Annotated in this window: 8 protein-coding genes; 3 read left to right on the forward strand and 5 right to left on the reverse strand. The window is 75.8% G+C overall.

The features are described 5' to 3' along the window. Positions 1-10: 10 nt before the first annotated feature. Positions 11-12673, reverse strand: a complete 12663-nt coding sequence (locus JOF41_RS18620; RefSeq protein ID WP_209620797.1) for a type I polyketide synthase — start codon at positions 12671-12673, stop codon at positions 11-13. A 175-nt stretch (positions 12674-12848) separates the two neighbouring features. Here JOF41_RS18620 and JOF41_RS18625 point away from each other — a divergent pair, with 175 nt between their 5' ends. Both JOF41_RS18625 and JOF41_RS18630 read left to right on the forward strand, forming a co-directional pair. Then, positions 12849-13232: a YybH family protein gene (locus JOF41_RS18625; protein WP_189224994.1), complete on the forward strand. Its 384-nt coding sequence runs from the start codon at positions 12849-12851 to the stop codon at positions 13230-13232. A gap of 1 nt (position 13233) precedes the next feature. After that, positions 13234-14688, forward strand: a complete 1455-nt coding sequence (locus tag JOF41_RS18630; RefSeq protein ID WP_209620800.1) for an aspartate aminotransferase family protein — start codon at positions 13234-13236, stop codon at positions 14686-14688. 160 nt (positions 14689-14848) lie between these two features. On the opposite strand, the gene JOF41_RS18635 is transcribed toward JOF41_RS18630, so the two are convergent. From JOF41_RS18635 to JOF41_RS18645, 3 genes are all read right to left on the reverse strand, one after another. Beyond that, on the reverse strand, positions 14849-16438 hold the full coding sequence (locus tag JOF41_RS18635) for an acyl-CoA carboxylase subunit beta (RefSeq protein ID WP_372448529.1): 1590 nt from the start codon (positions 16436-16438) through the stop codon (positions 14849-14851). Positions 16439-16449: 11 nt separating this feature from the next. After that, entirely contained in the window at positions 16450-16974 is a 525-nt protein-coding gene (locus JOF41_RS18640; protein WP_189224992.1) for a flavin reductase family protein, read from the reverse strand. A gap of 65 nt (positions 16975-17039) precedes the next feature. After that, positions 17040-17450 carry a YybH family protein gene (locus tag JOF41_RS18645; RefSeq protein WP_189224991.1) on the reverse strand — a complete coding sequence of 137 codons (411 nt, stop codon included), beginning with the start codon at positions 17448-17450 and terminating at the stop codon, positions 17040-17042. Between the two features lie 212 nt (positions 17451-17662). Here JOF41_RS18645 and JOF41_RS18650 point away from each other — a divergent pair, with 212 nt between their 5' ends. Next, the gene (locus JOF41_RS18650; RefSeq protein WP_209620803.1) at positions 17663-18283 is read left to right on the forward strand and encodes a dihydrofolate reductase family protein; all 621 of its coding nucleotides are present in this window, start codon (positions 17663-17665) and stop codon (positions 18281-18283) included. A 36-nt stretch (positions 18284-18319) separates the two neighbouring features. On the opposite strand, the gene JOF41_RS18655 is transcribed toward JOF41_RS18650, so the two are convergent. Then, positions 18320-19285, reverse strand: a complete 966-nt coding sequence (locus tag JOF41_RS18655; RefSeq protein ID WP_209620807.1) for a helix-turn-helix transcriptional regulator — start codon at positions 19283-19285, stop codon at positions 18320-18322. Positions 19286-19321 lie beyond the last annotated feature (36 nt).

Genomic DNA, 19321 nt, shown 5'->3' on the forward strand with positions numbered 1-19321 from the left:
GTCTCCAGGTTCAGTCGAGGTCGTCGACCAGGGCGAACAGCGCCTCGTCGTCGGCGGAGTCGAGGTCGGGGTCCAGCGCGGGCCCGCCGATCAGCGCGCGCAGCCGGTCCAGCTGCGGCTCGGCCAGCCCGCCGTCGCGCAGCAGCGCCTCCAGCCGGTCCACCAGCTCCGCCGCGTCCGGGGCGCGGTCGGCGACCAGCAGGGTGCGCAGGTGCTCGGCCAGCGCCTGCGGGCTGGGGTGGTCGAACACCACCGTGGTGGCCAGCTCCAGGCCGGTGGCCGAGGCCAGCCGGTTGCGCAGCTCCACCGCGGTCAGCGAGTCGAAGCCCAGCTCGGTGAACGCCCGCTTGGCCTCCAGCGCCGCCGGGTCGTCGTGCCCGAGCACCGCGGCCACCTGCGCCAGCACCAGTTCGGGCAGCCGCTGCGGGTCCAGCGCGGCCGGGGCGGCCTCCTTCGGCGCGCGTGCGGCGGGCTTGGCCGCCCGCGCCCGCACCAGGTCGCGCAGCACGGCGGGCAGGTCGTCGCGGCCGCGCAGCGCCGCCAGGTCCAGCCCGGTCACCGCGAGCACCGGCGCGCCGTGCGCCAGCGCCGCGTCGAACAGCCGCATGGCCTCGTCGGCGGCCAGCGGCTTGAGCCCGCTCCTGGCCAGCCTGCGCAGGTCCACTTCGGACAGACCGCCGGACAGCTCGCTCGCGGTCTCCCACAGGCCCCAGGCCAGCGACACGGCGTGCCCGCCCTCGGCGCGGCGGTGCTCGGCCAGCGCGTCGAGGTAGCTGTTGCCCGCCGCGTAGTTGGCCTGGCCCGCGGTGCCCAGCAGGCCCGCGACCGAGGAGTAGAGCACGAACGCCGAGGCGTCGGGGACCAGCTCGTGCAGGTTCCAGGCAGCGTCCACCTTCGGCTTGAGCGCGGCGTCGACCTGCTCGGCGGTCAGCCCTTCCAGCGTGCCGTCGGCCACCACGCCCGCGGTGTGCACCACGGCGGTGGGCCGGTGCCGCGCCACCACCTCGGCCAGCGCGTCCCGGTCGGCCGCGTCGCAGGCCACCGCGGTGGCGGTGGCGCCGAGCGCGGCCAGCTCGGCCACCAGCTCCGCCGCGCCCGGCGCGTCCGGGCCGCGCCTGCTCAGCAGCACCAGCTCGGACACGCCGTGTTCGGTCACCAGGTGGCGGGCCAGGATGCCGCCCAGCGCGCCGGTCGCGCCGGTGACCAGCACCGGGCCGCCGCCCCAGTCGACCTGGTGGCCCTCCCCCGCGGTCCTGGCCAGGCGCGGCACGAACACCTCGCCGCCGCGCACCGCCACCTCGGGCTCGCCCAGCGCCAGGGCGGCGTCGAGCACCTGCTCCGAGCGGGGGTCGTCGTCCAGCGACGCCAGCGCGAACCGGCCGGGCTGCTCGGTCTGCGCGGTGCGCACCAGGCCGCGCACGGCCGCCTGCGCCACGCCATCGCGCAGCACCACGGCGAGCTTGTCGCCCGCGCGGCGCAGCACGTCGAGCACCTCGTGCACCGCTTCGCGGCCGGTCCCCACCACCCGGTGCACGGCCATGCCGTGCGGCGGCAGGGCGGGCACCGCGACCGGGCGCCAGGTCAGGGCGTGCAGGCCGTCGCGCGGCGCGCCCCGGCCCAGCGGGCGCAGCAGCAGCTCCTCCACGCCCAGCAGCGGCTCGCCCGCCGCGTCGTAGGCGTCCAGCGCCACCGCCGACCCGCGCCGCACCAGCCGGACCCGCGCCACCGTCCCGGCGGCGTGCGCGGTCACCCCGCGCCAGGAGAACGGCACCACCGGCTCGGCGTCGTCGTCGACCACGCCCGGCAGCAGGGTGTGCAGCGCGGCGTCCAGCAGCGCCGGGTGCGCCAGGAACCCGGTCGTGCCATCGGGGGTGGCCACCTCGGCGAACAGCTCGTCACCGCGCCGCCACACCGCGCGCAGGCCGCGGAAGGCCGGGCCGTAGTGGTAGCCGTGCTCGGCCAGCCGGTCGTAGGCGCCCTCCAGGTCCACCGGCTCGGCGTCCGAGGGCGGCCACTGCACCACCGGCTCGGGCTCGCCCGCCCCGGTGGTCAGCGCGCCGGTGGCGTGCAGCTCCCACGGGCCGTCGTCGGTCGCGGCGTGCACCGTCACCGGGCGGCGGTCGCCCTCCGCGGCACCCACCGTGACCTGCAGCCGCGCCGCGCCCAGGACCAGTGGCGCGGCCAGCGTCAGCTCCTCCAGGTGCGGGTGGCCCACGTGCGCGCCCGCCGCCAGCACCAGCTCGGCGAACGCGGTGCCGGGCAGCAGCACGTCGTCGCGGACCCGGTGGTCGCCGGGCCAGCCGCTGGCGGAGACCCGACCGGTGAACACCACCGAGCCGCCGTCGACCAGCTCCACCGCCGCGCCCAGCAGCGGGTGGCCGACCTCGCCCAGGCCCAGCGCGCCCGCCGAGCGGTGCGGGCGCGGCGCGTCCAGCCAGAACCGGCGGCGCTGGAACGGGTAGGCGGGCAGCGCGACCCGCCGGGCGCGGGGGAACTCCCAGCTCACCGGCACGCCGCGGGTGTGCAGGGTGGCCAGCGCGGCCAGCGCGGTCTCCGGCTCGGGGCGGCCCCGGCGCAGCGCGGGCACCGCGCTGCCCGGCTCGCCCGACAGGCCCTGCCGGACCAGCGCGGTGAGCACCCCGTCGGGGCCCAGCTCGACGAACTCGGTGACGCCCAGCCGTTCCAGGGTGCGCACCCCGTCGAGGAACCGCACGGCCTCGCGGATGTGGCGGACCCAGTAGTCCGGCGAGCGCAGCTGCTCGGCGGTGGCGGGCTCGCCGGTCACGTCCGAGATCACGGTCAACCGGGGCTCGTGGAAGGCGATGCCGTCCAGGGCGGCGCGGAAGGAGTCGAGCACCTCGTCCATGTGCGGCGAGTGGAACGCGTGGCTGACCGGCAGCCTGCGCACCCGCCTGCCCCTGGACGACCACTCCTCGACCGCCTCGGCGACCGCCGAGGCGTCGCCGGAGACCACCACCGAGCGCGGCCCGTTGACCGCGGCGACGGTGACCACGCCGCGCAGGGTGGGCAGCACCTCCTCCTCGGTGGCCTCGATCGCGGCCATCGCGCCGTCGTCGCGGGCGGACTGCATCGCCTTGCCGCGCGCCGCGACCAGCCTGCACGCGTCGGCCAGGTCGAACACGCCCGCGACGTGGGCGGCGGCCACCTCGCCCACCGAGTGGCCGAACACGAAGTCCGGCCCGACCCCGTGGTGCTCGGCGAACCGGAACAGCGCCACCTCCAGCGCGAACAGCGCGGCCTGGGTGAACTGGGTCTGGTCCAGCAGCGCCGAGTCCGCGGAGTCCTCCTCGGCGAACAGCACGGTCTTCAACGGCCGGTCCAGCACCGGGTCCAAGTGCGCGCACACCTCGTCCAGCGCCGCCCGGAACACCGCCGAGCGCGCGTACAGCTCGCGGCCCATGCCGACGCGCTGGCTGCCCTGGCCGGTGAACAGGAACGCGGTCCGGCCGCGCCCGTCGCCGCTGCCGCGCACCACGCCCGGCGAGTCGAGGTCGGCCAGCCCGCGCAGCAGCGCGGCGCGGTCGCCGACCACCGCGGCGCGCTGCTCCAGCAGCGGTCGCCGCGCCAGGGTCAGGCCCACGTCGACCGGGGCCAGCTCCGGGTTCGCCAGCAGGTGCTCGCGCAGGTTCGCCGCCTGCGCGCGCAGCGCGGTCTCGTCGCGGGCCGACAGCAGCAGCACGGTGGGCTCGTCGTCGGGCTCCCGCTCCTCCCGCGAGGGCACGGCCGCGCCCTCCTCCAGGATCACGTGCGCGTTGGTGCCGCTGATGCCGAACGAGGACACCGCGCCCCGGCGCGGCCGGTCGCCGCGCGGCCACTCGCGCTCCTCGGTCAGCAGCTCCACCGCGCCGGAGGACCAGTCCACGTGCGGGGAGCGCCGCTCGGCGTGCAGGGTCCGCGGCATCACGCCGTGCCGCATCGCCTGCACCACCTTGATGACGCCGCCGACGCCCGCCGCGGCCTGGGCGTGGCCGATGTTGGACTTCAGCGAGCCCAGCCACAGCGGGGTCTCGCGGTCCTGCCCGTAGGTGGCCAGCAGGGCCTGCGCCTCGATCGGGTCGCCCAGCTTCGTGCCGGTGCCGTGCGCCTCCACCAGGTCGACGTCCGAAGTGGACAGCCGGGCCGAGGCCAGCGCGTCGCGGATGACCCGCTCCTGGGCGGGCCCGCTGGGCGCGGTCAGGCCGTTGGACGCGCCGTCCTGGTTGACGGCGGTGCCGCGCACCACCGCGAGCACGTCCAGGCCGCGCTTGCGGGCCTCGGACAGCCGCATCACCAGCAGCAGGCCCACGCCCTCGGCCCAGCCGGTGCCGTTGGCCTCCGCCGAGAACGACTTGCAGCGGCCGTCCGGCGCGAGGCCGCGCTGGCGGGAGAACTCCACGAACGTGCTGGGTCCGGCCATGACGGTCACGCCGCCCGCCAGCGCCATGTCGCACTCGCCCTGCCGCAGCGCGTTGGCCGCCAGGTGCAGCGCCACCAGCGACGACGAGCACGCGGTGTCCACCGTGATGGCCGGGCCCTCCAGGCCGTAGGTGTAGGCCAGGCGGCCGGAGATGACGCTGGAGGTGTTGCCCGCCAGCAGGAATCCCTCGACCTCCTCGGGCGTCTCGGGCAGCCGCGAGGCGTAGTCGTCGTACATCACGCCGACGAACACGCCGGTCCGGCTGCCGCGCAGGGTCGCCGGGTCCACCCCGGCGTCCTCGAAGGTCTCCCAGGCGGTCTCCAGCAGCAGCCGCTGCTGCGGGTCGGTGGCCAGCGCCTCGCGCGGCGACATGCCGAAGAAGTCGGCGTCGAACAGGTCGGCGTCGTGCAGGAACCCGCCCTCGCGGGTGTAGCTGGTGCCGGTCTTGTCGGGGTCGGGATCGTAGAGGTTGTCCAGGTCCCAACCCCGGTTGGTCGGGAAACCCGACACCGCGTCCACCCCGTCGGCCACCAGCCGCCACAGCTCCTCCGGCGACCGCACACCACCGGGGTAGCGGCACGCCATGCCCACGATCGCGATCGGCTCGTCGGCGCGCCCGGTGGTCCTGGTGGCGGTCCTGGCGGGCCCGCTGCCCGCCAGCAGGTAGGCGGCCAGCGCCTTGGGCGTCGGGTGGTCGAACACCAGCGTCGCGGACAGCGGCAGGCCGGTGGCCGCGATCAGCCGGTTGCGCAGGTCCACCCCGGCCAGCGAGTCGAAGCCCTGCTCCCGGAAGGCCCGGTCGGGGTCCACCGCGCGACCGTCGGCGTGGCCCAGCGCGGCGGCGGCCGCGCCGCGCACCAGCTCCAGCGCCGACGCCTCGGTCAGCGCGGCCACCTTGGCGGGCTTGGCCGCCTTGCGCCGGACCAGGCCGCGCAGCGGCGCGGGCACCGGGCCCTCGGGGTCCACCTTGGACGGTTCGAGGGCGGCGGGCACCAGCAGCGCGGCGTCGCCGGACAGCGCCCGGTCCAGCAGCGCCAGGCCGAGCTCGGCGGTCAGCGGGGCGACACCGGAGCGGGCCCACCGCGCGATGTCGGCCTCGGACAGGGTCTCGCCCATGCCCGCCGCCCACAGGCCCCAGGCCAGCGAAGTGGCCTTGAGCCCCTGGGCCCGGCGGTGGGCGGCCAGCGCGTCGAGGTAGGTGTTGGCCGCGGCGTAGTTGGCCTGGCCCGCCGTGCCCAGCACGCCCGAGATGGACGAGAACAGCACGAACAGGTCCACGTCGCCCGCCAGCTCGTGCAGGTTCCGGGCGGAGCGGGCCTTCGCGGTGAGCACCCGGTCCACCTGCTCGTCGGTCAGCGCGGTGGTGGTGGCGTCGTCCAGCACGCCCGCGGCGTGCACCACCGCGCCCAGGCGCTCGCCGGCCAGCAGCGCGGCCAGCGCGTCGCGGTCGGCCACGTCCACCGCCGCCACCCGCGCGCCCAGCTCCTCGGCCAGCTCGCGGGCCCCCGGCGCGTCCAGGCCGCGGCGGCTGACCAGCAGCAGGTCGCGCACGCCGTGCCGGTCGTGCAGGTGCCGGGCCACCAGCGCGCCGAGGCCGCCGGTGCCGCCGGTGACCAGCACGGTGCCGTCGACGGCCAGCGGCGCGGGCTCGGGCAGCTCGGCGCGGGTCAGGCGCGGCGCCAGCAACCGCCCGTCGCGCACGGCCAGCTGCGGCTCGCCGGTCGCCACGGCCGCGCGCACCTCGTCCTCGTGCTCGGCGTCGACCACGACCACCCGGTCCGGGTGCTCGGACTGCACCACGCGCACCAGGCCCCACACCGCGGCACCGGCCAGGTCGTCGACCGGTTCGCCGGGGCTCGCGGCCACCGCGCGGCGGGTGTGGAACACCAGCCGGTCGGCGGGGTCGTGCCGCTCGGCCAGCCAGTCCTTGACCAGCCGCAGGGCGTGGCGCACCGCCTCGGCCGGGTCGTCGGTGGCGGCGGGCGGCACCACCACGTGCTCGCCGCCCTGCTCGTGGTCGCGCTGCTGGACCGGGGTCCAGGTCAGCGCGAACGCCGCCGAGGCGGCGCGGGAGCCCGCGAGGGAGTCCCTGGCCACCGCGCGCAGCGCGATGCCCTCGATCGACCCGACCGGCGTGCCCGCCCCGTCGAGCAGGTCCACCGCGAACTCGTCCTCACCCGCCCGCGTGATGCGCACCCGCAGCACGGTCGCGTCGGGCGCGTGCAGCTCCACCCCGCGCCAGGCGAAGGGCAACCGGATGCGCCCGCCGCCCGCCGGGCGCAGCACCAGCGGGTGCAGCACGGCGTCCAGCAGCGCCGGGTGCACCAGGAACCCCCGCTCCGGGCGGGGCACCTCGACCTCGGCGTAGACGGTGTCGCCGTCGCGCCAGATCCCGCGCAGGCCGCGGAACGCGCCGCCGTAGTCGTAGCCCAGCTCGGCGAGCCGGTCGTAGGCGTCGGCCACCGGCTCCTCCACCGCCTCCGGCGGCCAGGTGAACAGCTCCGGCGCGGCGGTGGCCTGCGCCAGCGACCCGGTGGCGTGCCGCTGCCAGGCGTCGGTGGTGCGCGAGTGCACCGAGAACCGGCCCTCGCGCACGGTCACCTGCACCTGGACCGCGCCGTCGGCGGGCACCACCAGCGGGGCCTCCAGCACCAGCTCCGCCACGCGCGGCAGGCCGACCCGCTGCCCCGCCGCCAGCGCCAGCTCCAGGAACGCGGTGGCGGGCACCAGCACGGCCCCGTTGACCACGTGCCCGGCCAGCCAGGGCTGGGCGGCCGTGGAGACCTCGCCGTGCAGCACCAGCTCGTCCCGCTCGGCCAGCTCGACCTCGCCGCTGACCAGGCCCGTCGCCCGGCCCCGCGACTCCAGCCAGTACCGCTGGCGCTGGAACGGGTAGGTCGGCAGGTCCGCGCGCGTGTCGCCGGGCGCGAACGAGGCCAGGTCCAGCGGCGCGCCGTGGGCGTGCGCCTGCGCCAGGCCCTGCACGGCGGTCAGCGGCTCGGGCCGTCCCGCCCGGCCCAGCGCCACGGCGGTCACCCCGGCCGACCGGGCCAGCGGCGCGAGCACCGCGTCCGGCCCGACCTCCACGAACACCGACGCGCCGCGCCGCTCCAGGCCGCGCACCGCGTCCAGGAACCGCACCGTGGCGCGGATCTGGCGGGTCCAGTGCTCGGCGGAGGGCTCCAGCGGCTCGCCGGTGACGGTGGAGATCACCGGCACGCGCGGCCGGTGGTGGGTGACCGACTCGGCGACCGCGCGGAACTCGTCGAGCACCTCGTCCATGTGGAACGAGTGGAAGGCGTGGCTGACCGACAGCCTGCGGTGGCGCGGGTAGCGGGCGGCCAGCTCCAGCACGGCCGCCTCGTCGCCCGCGACCACCACCGACTCCGGGCCGTTGACCGCGGCCAGCGACACGCCCTCGGGCAGCTCGACGTCCTGCTCCCGCGCCGCGATGGCGACCATCGCGCCACCGGGGCGGGCGGACTGCATGAGCCTGCCCCGCGCGGCGACCAGCTTGGCGGCGTCGGGCAGCGACAGCGCGCCCGCCACGTGCGCGGCGACCAGCTCGCCGATGGAGTGCCCGGCCAGCAGGTCCGGCCGCAGCCCGTGGTGCTCGGCCAGCCGGTACAGGGCGACCTCGAAGGCGAACAGCGCTGGCTGGGTGTAGCGGGTCTGGTCCAGCTCCGGGGAGGAGCCGAACATCAGCTCCCGCAGCGGCCGGTCCAGGTGCGGCTCGAACGCGGCCACCACCTCGTCCAGCGCGGCGGCGAACACCGGGTGTGCCTGGTACAGCTCGCGGCCCATGCCCGCGCGCTGCGCGCCCTGGCCGGTGAACAGCACGGCGGTGCGGGCGTCGGGGACCGCGCGGACCGGCGCGGCGGTGGGCAGGGCGGCGGCGAAGTCCTCGGCGGTGGTGCCGACGACGACCGCGCGGTGGTCGAACCGGGTGCGCGCGGCCAGCGCGTTGGCCACCGCCGCCACGTCGGGGTCGTCCAGGGCGGCCAGCTGCCGGGCCTGCGCCCGCACCGCGTCCTCACTGTGCCCGCTGAGCAGCCACGGCACCGGGGTGCGCACCTCGGCGCGTTCGGCGGGCACCTCGGCGTCGCCCTGCTCCAGCACCAGGTGGGCGTTGGTGCCGCTGATGCCGAACGAGGACACCGCCGCCCGCCGGGGGCGGTCCGCCGAAGGCCACGGGCGGGCCTCGGTCAGCAGCCGCACCGCGCCCGAGGACCAGTCCACGCGCGGGGTCGGCTCGTCCACGTGCAGGGTGCGCGGCAGCACGCCGTGCCGCATCGCCTCGACGAGCTTGATCACCCCGCCGACGCCCGCGGCGGCCTGGGTGTGGCCGATGTTGGACTTCAGCGAGCCCAGCCACACCGGTTCGGCGCGGTCCTGGCCGTAGGTGGCCAGCAGCGCCTCGGCCTCGATCGGGTCGCCCAGCGCCGTGCCGGTGCCGTGCGCCTCCACCACGTCGACGTCCGAAGTGGACAGACCGGCGTCGGCCAGCGCCTGCCGGATGACCCGCTGCTGCGAGCGGCCGCTGGGCGCGGTCAGGCCGTTGGACGCGCCGTCGTTGTTGATGGCGCTGCCCCGGATCACGGCGAGCACGCGGTGCCCGTTGCGGCGGGCGTCGGACAGCCGCTCCAGCACCAGCAGGCCGACGCCTTCGGCCCACGCCGTGCCGTCCGCGTCGGCGGAGAAGGACTTGCAGCGCGCGTCGGCGGCCAGGCCGTGCTGGCGGGAGAACTCCAGGAACATGCCGGGGGTGGCCATGACCGCGACACCGCCCGCGATGGCCGCGCTGGACTCACCGCTGCGCAGCGAGCGCACCGCCAGGTGCAGCGCCACCAGCGAGGAGGAGCACGCGGTGTCCACGGTCAGCGCCGGGCCGACCAGGCCGAGCTGGTAGGCGATGCGGCCGGACATCACGCTGGGCGCGGCGCCGGTGAGCACGTGGCCCTCGACCTGCTCGTCCGCCTCGTGCATCCGGGGGCCGTAGTCGCCGGTGGTGCCGCCGACGAACACGCCGGTCCGGCTGCCGCGCAGCGACTCGGGGTCGATGCCCGCGCGCTCCAGCGCCTCCCAGGCGGTCTCCAGCAGCAGCCGCTGCTGGGGGTCCATGGCCAGCGCCTCGCGCGGCGAGATGCCGAAGAACGCCGGGTCGAACTCGGCCGCGCCCGCCAGGAAGCCGCCCTCGCGCACGTAGCTGGCGCCGGAGCGGTCGGGGTCGGGGTGGTGCAGGTCCGGCGACCAGCCCCGGTCGGCGGGGAACGGGCCGATCGCGTCGCGCTCGTCGACCAGCAGCCGCCACAGCTCCTCCGGCGAGCCGACCCCGCCGGGGTAGCGGCAGGCCATGCCGACGATGGCGATGGGCTCCGCGCTCGCCCCGGCCTCGGCGGCGGCCTCCTCTGCGTCGCCGGAGGACAGGAAGTCGATCAGCGCGCGGGGCGTGGGGTGGTCGAACAGCAGGCCGCTGGGCAGCGGGCGGTCCAGCGCGGCGGCCAGGTTCTCCCGCAGCTCCACGCCCATCAGCGAGTCGAAGCCCAGGTCCCGGAACGGCAGCCGCGGGTCGATCCGGCTCGCGTCGCGGGCCCCCAGCACGGCGGCCACGTGCGCGGTCACCAGTTCGGCGATGTCGCGCGAGGGCGCGGCGGCGACAGCGGGAGCGGCGGGTGCCGCGGCCGCGGGAGCGGGGACGGCGGGCACAGCGGCGGCGGGCTGGTCGTCCAGCCAGTAGCGCTCGCGCTGGAACGGGTACGTCGGCAGGGAGGTCCTGCGCGCGTCCACGCCCGCGTAGACCCCCGCCCAGTCCACGGCCACGCCTCGGGCGTGCGCGGCGCCCAGCGCGGTCAGCGCCGCAGTGGGCTCGTCCGCGCCCGCGCGCATCAGCGGGAACGCCCGCGCGCCGATCGCCGCGGCCATCGCCGAGAGCACGCCGTCCGGCCCGGCCTCCACGAACGTGCCGACCTCGGCGGCGCGCAGCGCGTCGAGGAAGCGGACGGGCTCGCGCACCTGGCGCACCCAGTACTCGGGGTCGGTCAGGTCCTCCTCGCGCCCGGTCACCGCGGAGATCACCGGGATGCCCGGTGCGTGGAAGGTCAGGCCGGAGACGACCTCGCGGAACCGGTCGAGCATCGGCTCCATCAGGTGCGAGTGGAAGGCGTGGCTGACGGTGAGCCGCTTGACCCGCTTGCCCTGGGCGCGCAGCGCCTCCGCGTAGGCCAGGGTCGGCTCCTCCGCGCCGGAGAGCACCACCGCGCGCGGCCCGTTGACCGCCGCCAGCGACACGCCCTCGGGCAGGTCCAGCTCGTCCTCGGCCGCCTCCACCGCGACCATCGCGCCCCCGGCGGGCAGCGCCCCCATGAGCGCGCCGCGCGCGGTGACCAGCGCGGCGGCGTCGGCGAGCGACAGCACGCCCGCCACGTGCGCGGCGGCGACCTCGCCGACGGAGTGCCCCAGCAGCACCGAGGGCCGCAAACCCCACGACTCGGCCAGCCGGAACGCGGCCACCTCGACGGCGAACAGCGCGGGCTGGGTCCAGGCGGTCTCGTCCAGCCCCTCGCCGGAGGCGATCACCTCGGGCAACCGGGGGTCGAGGTGGGCGCAGACCTCGTCGAAGGCCGAGGCGAACGCCGGGAACGCCCGGTACAGCGCCGATCCCATGCCCGCGCGCTGCGCGCCCTGGCCGGTGAACAGCACGCCGAGCGAGCCGTCCCCCGCCTCGCCGGTCACCACGCCGGGCGCGGGTACGCCATCGGCCACCGCGGTCAGGCCCGCGTCCAGCGCCTCCCGGTCGGCGGCGACCACCACCGCGCGGTGCTCGAAAGCGGTCCGCGTGGTGGCCATCGACCAGCCGAGGTCGGCGGGCGAGCCGGGGGTCCGGCGCAGCCGCGCGGCGTGGGCGCGCAGCGCCTCGCGGGTGCGGCCGGTGACCGGCACGGCGACCGGGCGGCCCGCCTCGCGCGGTCGCTCCGGCCGCTCCGGCCGCGCGGGCGGCTCGGCCAGCACCACGTGCGCGTTGGTGCCGCCCATGCCGAAGGAGCTGACGCCCGCGATCAGCGGCCGGTCCGGGTGCGGCCACTCGGACAGTCCGGTGTGGACGGTCAGGCCCAGCCGGTCCAGCGGGATCGCGGGGTTGGGCGTTTCGTGGTTGAGGGTGGCGGGCAGGTGCCGGTGCCGGATCGCCAGCACGGTCTTGACCAGGCCCGCGATGCCCGCCGCGCCCTCCAGGTGGCCGATGTTGGTCTTGACCGAGCCGACCGGCAGCGGCTCGGCGCGGTCGGCGAACACCGCGCCCAGCGCGGCGGCCTCCACCGGGTCGCCGACCGGGGTGCCGGTGCCGTGCAGCTCGACGTACTGCACCTGCTCGGGCGAGACGCCCGCGCGGCGCTGCGCGGCCCGCACGACCTGCTCCTGCGCGCGGGCGTCCGGCACGGTCAGGCCCGGCGTCGCGCCGTCGTTGTTCACCGCGCTGCCCAGGATCACCGCGCGCACGTCGTCGCCGTCGGCCAGCGCCCGGCTCAGCGGCTTGAGCACCACCGCCGCCGCGCCCTCGCCGCGCACGTACCCGTTGGCGCGCGCGTCGAAGGTGAAGCAGCGACCGTCCGGCGACAGGCCGCCGAACTTCCGCGCGCCCTCCGCGCCCTCGGCCAGGATGTTCAGGTTCACGCCCGCCGCGATCGCCAGCGGCGACTCGCCCGACCGCACGCTCTGCGCGGCCAGGTGCACGGCCACCAGGGACGACGACTGCGCGGTGTCCACCACGACGCTGGGGCCGCGCAGGTCCAGCGCGTAGGAGACGCGGTTGGCGATGATGCCGCGGTGCGTGCCGGTGTTGGTGTGCTGGGTGATCCGGCCCCGGCCCAGCGCCAGCGCGGCGTAGTCGTCGCGCAGCGCGCCGACGAAGACCGCGGTGTGGCTGCCCGCGAGGTCGGCGGGCCGGGTGCCCGCGTCCTCCAGCGCCTCCCAGGCCAGCTCCAGCACCAGCCGCTGCTGGGGGTCGGTGGCGGCGGCCTCGCGCGGGGAGATGCCGAAGAACCCCGCGTCGAACTCGCCGACCCCGTCCAGGAACGCGCCGTAGCGGGTGCCCGCCTCGGCGCGCACCCGCGGCGTCAACGCCTCCCAGCGCTCCGGCGGCAGCTCGACCACGGCGTCGCGGCCTTCGCGCAGCAGCCGCCAGAACGCCGCCGGGTCGGCCGCGCCGGGCAGCCTGCACGCCACACCCACCACCGCGACCGCGTCGTCCAGGTTCGCCATCGCCCGTCCTTCCCAACCAGCGGACTACTCCGGACTCGATTACTACCGAGCAATTCGTCGCGAGCAGTAATGGGCCGGTCGTCGGGCGTTCTCGGGATGGCGGATTACCGGTCCGTGACCGCCGGTCATTAGCGTCGGCCGCGCTGTTCGCCGACCCGGCAGAAAAGGATTTGCGATGACCACGACCGTGAACGAGTTCGCGCCCCCCACCGACGCGACGAAGATGACCGAGCTGTACGTGCGCGCGATGAACGCGGGCGACGTGGAGGCGGTGCTGGGCCTCTACACCGAGGACGCGGTGTCGGTGTGGGACCCGGAGAAGCCGATCAGCGGCGCCGAGCACGAGCAGGCGGTCCGGGAGTTCATGGCCAAGAAGCCGGCCATGAGCGCCACCGTCAAGGAGTCCTACGTGACCGGCGACACCGCGCTGCTGGTGGTGGACTGGAAGTTCGACATCGAGGGCGAGGAGTCGCTGTCGGGCACCGGCCTGGACGTGCTGCGCAAGGGCCCCGACGGCCGGTGGCGCTACGCCGTCGACAACCCGTTCGGCGACAGCTGACATGGCCCTGGAGCTGGCCGAGGCCCACCTGCGCGGACTGCTGGCGCAGGTGGGCCTGGACGCGGAGTACGTGCGGGGCGAGGGCGACACCCTGTGGTGGCGCACCCCGTCCGGCGACGTGCCGGTGGTGGACTTCGTCGGTGGTTACGGCTCGCTGGTGCTGGGCCACAACCACCCCGCGCTGGTCGAGCGCGCCCGTGAGCTGCTCGACCAGCGGGTGCCGGTGCACGCCCAGTTCTCCTACCACCCCTACGCCAACGACCTGGCCGCGGCGCTGAACCGGGTGCTGTGGCGCGAGTTCGGCACCGACGAGCCGTACTCGGCGATCTTCGCCAACACCGGCGCGGAGGCGGTGGAGGTCGCCCTCAAGCACGCCGAGATGGACCGCGTGGGCAAGCTGGCCCGGCTGCGCGCCGAGATCGACGAGCACCTGGCCTCGGCCGACCCGGAGCTGGCCGCCCGCGCCCGCGCGCACAACGAGGGCCGCTTCGACCTGCCGCCGGTGTTCCTCACCCTGGAGGGCTCCTTCCACGGCAAGCTCGCGGGCAGCGTGCAGCTGACCCACAACGCGGGCTACCGGCTGCCCTTCCGCGGCCTGGCCGCGCAGGCCCGGTTCGTGCCGCCCGCCGAGGTCGCCAAGGCCGTGGAGGCCGAGCGGGTGACCGTGCTGGACGTGGTGGACGGCGAGCTGGTCGAGCGGGACCTGCCGGTGGTGGCGGCGTTCTTCGTCGAGCCGGTCCAGGGCGAGGGCGGCATCCGCGTGCTGGAGGCCGACGTCGCCGCGGAGATCCGGGCGGCGGCGGACGCGGCCGGGTTCCCGGTCGTGGTGGACGAGGTGCAGAGCGGGGTCGGGCGCACCGGCGCGTTCTACGCCGCCTCGCACGTCGGGCTGCTCGGCGACTACATCGTGCTGGCCAAGGCCATCGGCGGCGGCCTGGCGAAGTCGTCGGTGCTGCTGGTGCGGCGCAGCCGCTACCTGCCCGAGTTCGAGCTGCTGCACAGCTCCACCTTCGCCAAGGACGCCTTCTCCTGCCACATCGGCGCCAAGGTGGTGGAGCTGCTCGAGGCTGACGGCGGCGCGGCCTACCGCCGGGCCGCCGAGCGCGGCGAGGCGCTGGCCGCCGCGCTGCGCGCGGTCCGCGACGAGTTCCCGACCGTCGTGGCCGACGTGCGCGGACGCGGCCTGATGCTGGGACTGGAGTTCCACGACCGGACCGGCGGCGAGGGCGGCGTGGCCGAGTACGCCCGGATGGGGCTGCTGGGCTACGTGCTGGCGGGGTACCTGCTGCGCGAGCACCACGTCCGGGTGTTCCCGACCGCCAGCGCCACGCACACGCTGCGGTTCGAGCCGTCGATCGAGATCTCCGACGAGCACATCGACCAGCTGGTCACCGGTCTGCGCGCGGTGTGCGCCGCGCTGCGCGACCAGGACGACTCCGCACTCCTGCCGGGCTGACCCACCCCCGGTCCCCCGGCGACCCCGCGGCCCACCGACTTCCTCCCCTGGTCGGTGGGCCGCACCGCGTTCGCCACCCGTTCACGACCGGAACGGCAAGAGCCCCGCCGGGTTCGACACCCGGCGGGGCTCTTGCCGTTCCGACCACCTGCCGCGCGTTCTACAGCGGCACGTTCCCGTGCTTGCGGGCAGGCGGGCGCTTGCGCTTGTCGCGCAGCATGGCCAGCGCCCGCATGATCGCCGCGCGGGTCTCCGCCGGGTCGATCACGTCGTCGACCAGGCCGCGCTCGGCGGCGTAGTAGGGGTGCATCAGCTCGGCGGTGTAGCGGGAGATCAGCGCCGCCCGCAGCTCGGCCGGGTCGGCCGCGGCGGCCAGCTCCTTGCGGTGCACCACGTTCACCGCCGCCTCCGCGCCCATCACCGCGATCTCGTTGGTCGGCCACGCCAGCGACACGTCGCACCCGATGGACCGCGAGTCCATCACGATGTACGCCCCGCCGTAGGCCTTGCGCAGGATCACCTGCACGCGCGGCACCGACGCCTCGCAGTAGGCGTACAGCAGCTTGGCGCCGTGCCGGATCGCGCCGCCGTACTCCTGCTCGGTGCCCGGCAGGAACCCCGGCACGTCCACCAGCGTCACCAGCGGGATGTTGAACGCGTCGCAGAACCGCACGAACCGCGCGGCCTTCTGCGACGCCGCGGTGTCCAGCACGCCCGCCAGCACCAGCGGCTGGTTGCCGACCACGCCGACCACCTCGCCGCCGACGCGGCCGAGCGCGCACAGCACGTTGCCCGCCCAGCCCTCGTGGACCTCCAGGAACTCGCCGTCGTCGACCACCTCGGCCAGCACGGCCCGCATGTCGTAGGGCTGGTTGGATTCCACCGGCACGATGTCGGGCAGCCGGGGCCGCGCCGGGTCGTCCTCGGCGAACTCCACCGGCGGCGGGGGTTCGAGGTTGTTGGCGGGCAGCAGCGACAGCAGGTAGCGCACGTCGGCCAGGCAGCTCTCCTCGTCGTCGTGCACGAACGAGGCCACGCCGGACCGGGTGCCGTGCACGTCCGCGCCGCCCAGCTCGGCGTGGGTGACCCGCTCGCCGCTCACCGCGGCCACCACGTCCGGGCCGGTCAGGTACATCTGCGCGGTCTCGCGCACCATGAAGGTGAAGTCGGCCAGCGCGGGCGAGTACGCCGCGCCGCCCGCGCACGGCCCGAGCACGACGCTGATCTGCGGGATGACGCCGGAGGCCGCGACCTGGCGGCTGAAGATGCCGCCGTAGCCGTCCAGCGCCATGACGCCTTCCTGGATGCGCGCCCCGCCGCTGTCGTTGAGCGCGACGATCGGCGCGCCGTTGGCCAGCGCCAGGTCCATCACCTTGTGGATCTTCGCCGCGTGCGCCGCGCCCAGCGACCCGCCGGAGATGGTGAAGTCCTGCGCGTAGACGAAGACCCGGCGGCCGTCCACGGTCCCCGAGCCCGCCACCACGCCGTCGGTGTGCACGCCGCCGCCACCCGCGCCCCGCCGGTACATGTCCAGCTCGACGAAGGACCCCTCGTCCAGCAGCAGCGCCAAGCGCTCCCGCGCGGTGCGCTTGCCCAGCCGGTGCTGGCGCTGGGTGGCCTCCCGGCTGCCCTCGGTGATCTGCGAGCGCAGCTCGTCGCGCCGCGCGCGCAGCGCCCGCATGGTGCGCGGCGGTGACGGCAGCGGCGCGACCTGCTCGGGAGCAGGTCGCGCCGCGGGCCGCCGGTCCATCCCGGTGATGCTCATCGTCGCCTTTCGCTCGTGTCGGCCTGACCGAACGCGCCGTCGAAGAACAGCAGCCCCGCCGTGCCCGCGCCGCGGCCGGTGCCCAGCACGCGGCCGATGAACACCGAGTGGTCGCCCGCCCGGTGGGTCTGCTCCAGCCTGCACTCCACCCAGGCCAGGGCGTCGGCCAGCACCGGAGCGCCGGTGTGCCTGCCGGGCAGCCAGTCGACGGGGTCGAACTGGGCGCCACCGGAGGGTCGGCCGCGGTCGGCGAAGTACCGGGCGAAGCGCTCCTGGTCGGCGCGCAGCACCGAGGTGGCGAAGTGCCCGGCGGCGGTGATCGCGCCGTGCATGGTGGCGTCGCGGGCCACGCAGCACAGCACCAGCGGCGGGTCGAGCGAGACGGAGCTGAACGCGTTCGCGGTCATCCCGTGGATGTGCTCGCCGCCGACGGTGAGCACGACGACGCCGGTGGCGAAGCGGCCCAGGGTGGCGCGCATCTCGGTCGGGGACACCCCGGACAGCTCGGGGGCCAGGTCCATCGCACACGTCCTTCCCGAGGAGGGCGCGGGCCACGGCAGGGGCGTGGCCCGCGCGGCCGGTGGACCTACAGGTCCTCGATGGAACCGGCCACCGGCCGGTCGACGGCCATGACCCACTTGCCGTCCTCGCCGCGCACCAGCACGTCGGTGCACTTGCCCTGGATGCGCTGCTTGCCGCCGTCCTCCTTGGTGATCACCAGGTCGTAGTCGACGATGATCAGGGAGGTGTCGGCGGTGGCGTAGTAGGACCGCACGCGGGACTTCAGCTCCGGCTTGGTGGCCAGCAGCGCGGTGATCGCCTCGGTGCGCGCCGCGCCGGTCAGCGGGGTGCCGGAGAGGTTGGAGATCGAGTCCTCCCGGTAGAGGCTGTCGAAAATGGCTCCCTGGCCGGAGTTGAAAGCGGCCAGGAAGACGTCGTTCTGCACTTCCGGGTCGTCGGTGAGGTCCAGGTTGTTCAGATCCAGCTGGGCGGTCATGGGCGGCTGTCCTCGCTTTCCTCGCGCATTCGGCTATTGCCCTCGGCTCACGTTATCCAGGCATCGCGCACGGCCTCTCATCGCGGAATAATCGACCGCTCATCGACCGATCTGCGCGTGACGCGGATCACAGGAGTCGGTTGTCGATTCCGGTCCGGTCTCTTCGACGCGAGCATGAGGACGCCACCGGGGGCGTCCGCGGAGGAGATGACATGCGCAAGCTGATGGTGACCTCGTTCCTGTCCCTGGACGGGGTCGTGCAGGGGCCCGGCGGCGGTGACGAGGACCGCGACGGCGACTTCCGGCACGGCGGCTGGGCCGTCCCGCACCTGGACGGGGAGGTCGTCGCGCGGGTGGCGGAAGTGACCTTCCGCGCCGACGCGCTGCTGCTGGGCCGCCGGACCTACGAGATCTTCGCGGCCGCCTGGCCGCTGGCCGACGACCCGCTCGCGGTGAAGCTCAACGGGGTGCGCAAGCACGTCGCCTCCCGGACGCTGACCTCGGTGTCCTGGCAGAACTCCGCGCTGCTCACCGGCGACGTGGCCGAGGCGGTCGGCGCGCTCAAGCGCGGTGAAGGCGGGGAGATCCAGGTCCACGGCAGCGGCGCGCTGGTCCAGACGCTGCTCGCGCACGACCTGGTCGACGAGTTCCACCTGCTGGTCATGCCGGTGCTGCTGGGCTCCGGCAAGCGCCTGTTCGGGGACGGCACCGCCCCGGCGGGCCTGGAGCTGGTGCGCTCGGAGGTGCTGGGCACCGGCGTCGTGGTCAGCACGTACGCGCGCGGCGGCGCGGTCGAATACGGCGCCATGGGCCCGGAAACCGGGAACTGGTGACCGGGGACGCAGCCGGGGACGCAGCCATGGGCGCCCTCACGGGGTGCCCTCGTGCGCGCGGGCCAGCTGCCGGGCGAGGTCGTGGACCAGCCGCCGGGCGGGTTCCGGGTCGACGACCTCGATGTGGTCGGCGAACTGCAGCAGCTGGCGGACGCCGTCGAGCTGGTCGTAGGAGACGGTGATCGTCACCCGCCCGTCGGCGGCCTCGCCGACGGTGCGCAGCCTGCTGCCGAGGACGCGGTGCGCCAGGTCGACCCGGTCGGCGTCGAGGCGGGCGGTGACGGTCACCTCGTGCCGGGACTCCAGCTCCCGGCCGAGCTCCGCCGCGACGCCCGCGAGGTCTTCGCCCTCGCGCAGCCGCCGCGGCTCCGCGAGCACCTCCCAGTCCCGCAAGCGGGACAGGGCGTACATCCTCGGCTGCGCGTCGCGATCGGCGATCAAGTACCAGCGGTCGGCCCGCAGGAGCAGGCCGTAGGGGTCCACGACGGCGGGCCGCGCCGTCGTGGACCCGCTGCGGCGGTACCGGATGCGCAGCCTGCGCCCCCTGCGCAGGTCCTGCGCGAGCCGGGCCACGTCGGGGCCCGGCTCGCCGTCCGCGAACCAGGCGCGGTTGTCGACCGCGACGACCTGGTGCAGCGACAGCGGCAGCTCCGCCGGCGCGGCGGGGGTCCGCCGGGGGACGAGCTTGCCCAGGGCGGAGCGCGCGACCGCCTCCTCCCCCAGCTGCCGGGCGCGGTCGAGGTCGAGACCCACCGCGCGCAGCACGTCGGCCTCTGCCGTGGTCAGCTTCGACAGGTCGACCTGGTCACCGGGCAGCAGGCTGATCCCGCCGTACCTGCCCCGCTCGGTGAACACCGGGATGCCCGCGTCCACCAGCGCTTGGACGTCGCGCAGCACGGTCCTGGTGGACACGCCCAGCTCGGCGGCCAGCGCCTCGGCGGTGGTCCGGCGGCGCGCCCGCAGCGCCGCCAGCAGTTCGATCAGCCGCTGCGGTCGTGCCATGTCGCCATTCTGCCCCTGAACACGACAGGTTCTGTC

The organism is Saccharothrix coeruleofusca (genome assembly GCF_017876325.1).
GTDB lineage: Bacteria > Actinomycetota > Actinomycetes > Mycobacteriales > Pseudonocardiaceae > Actinosynnema > Actinosynnema coeruleofuscum.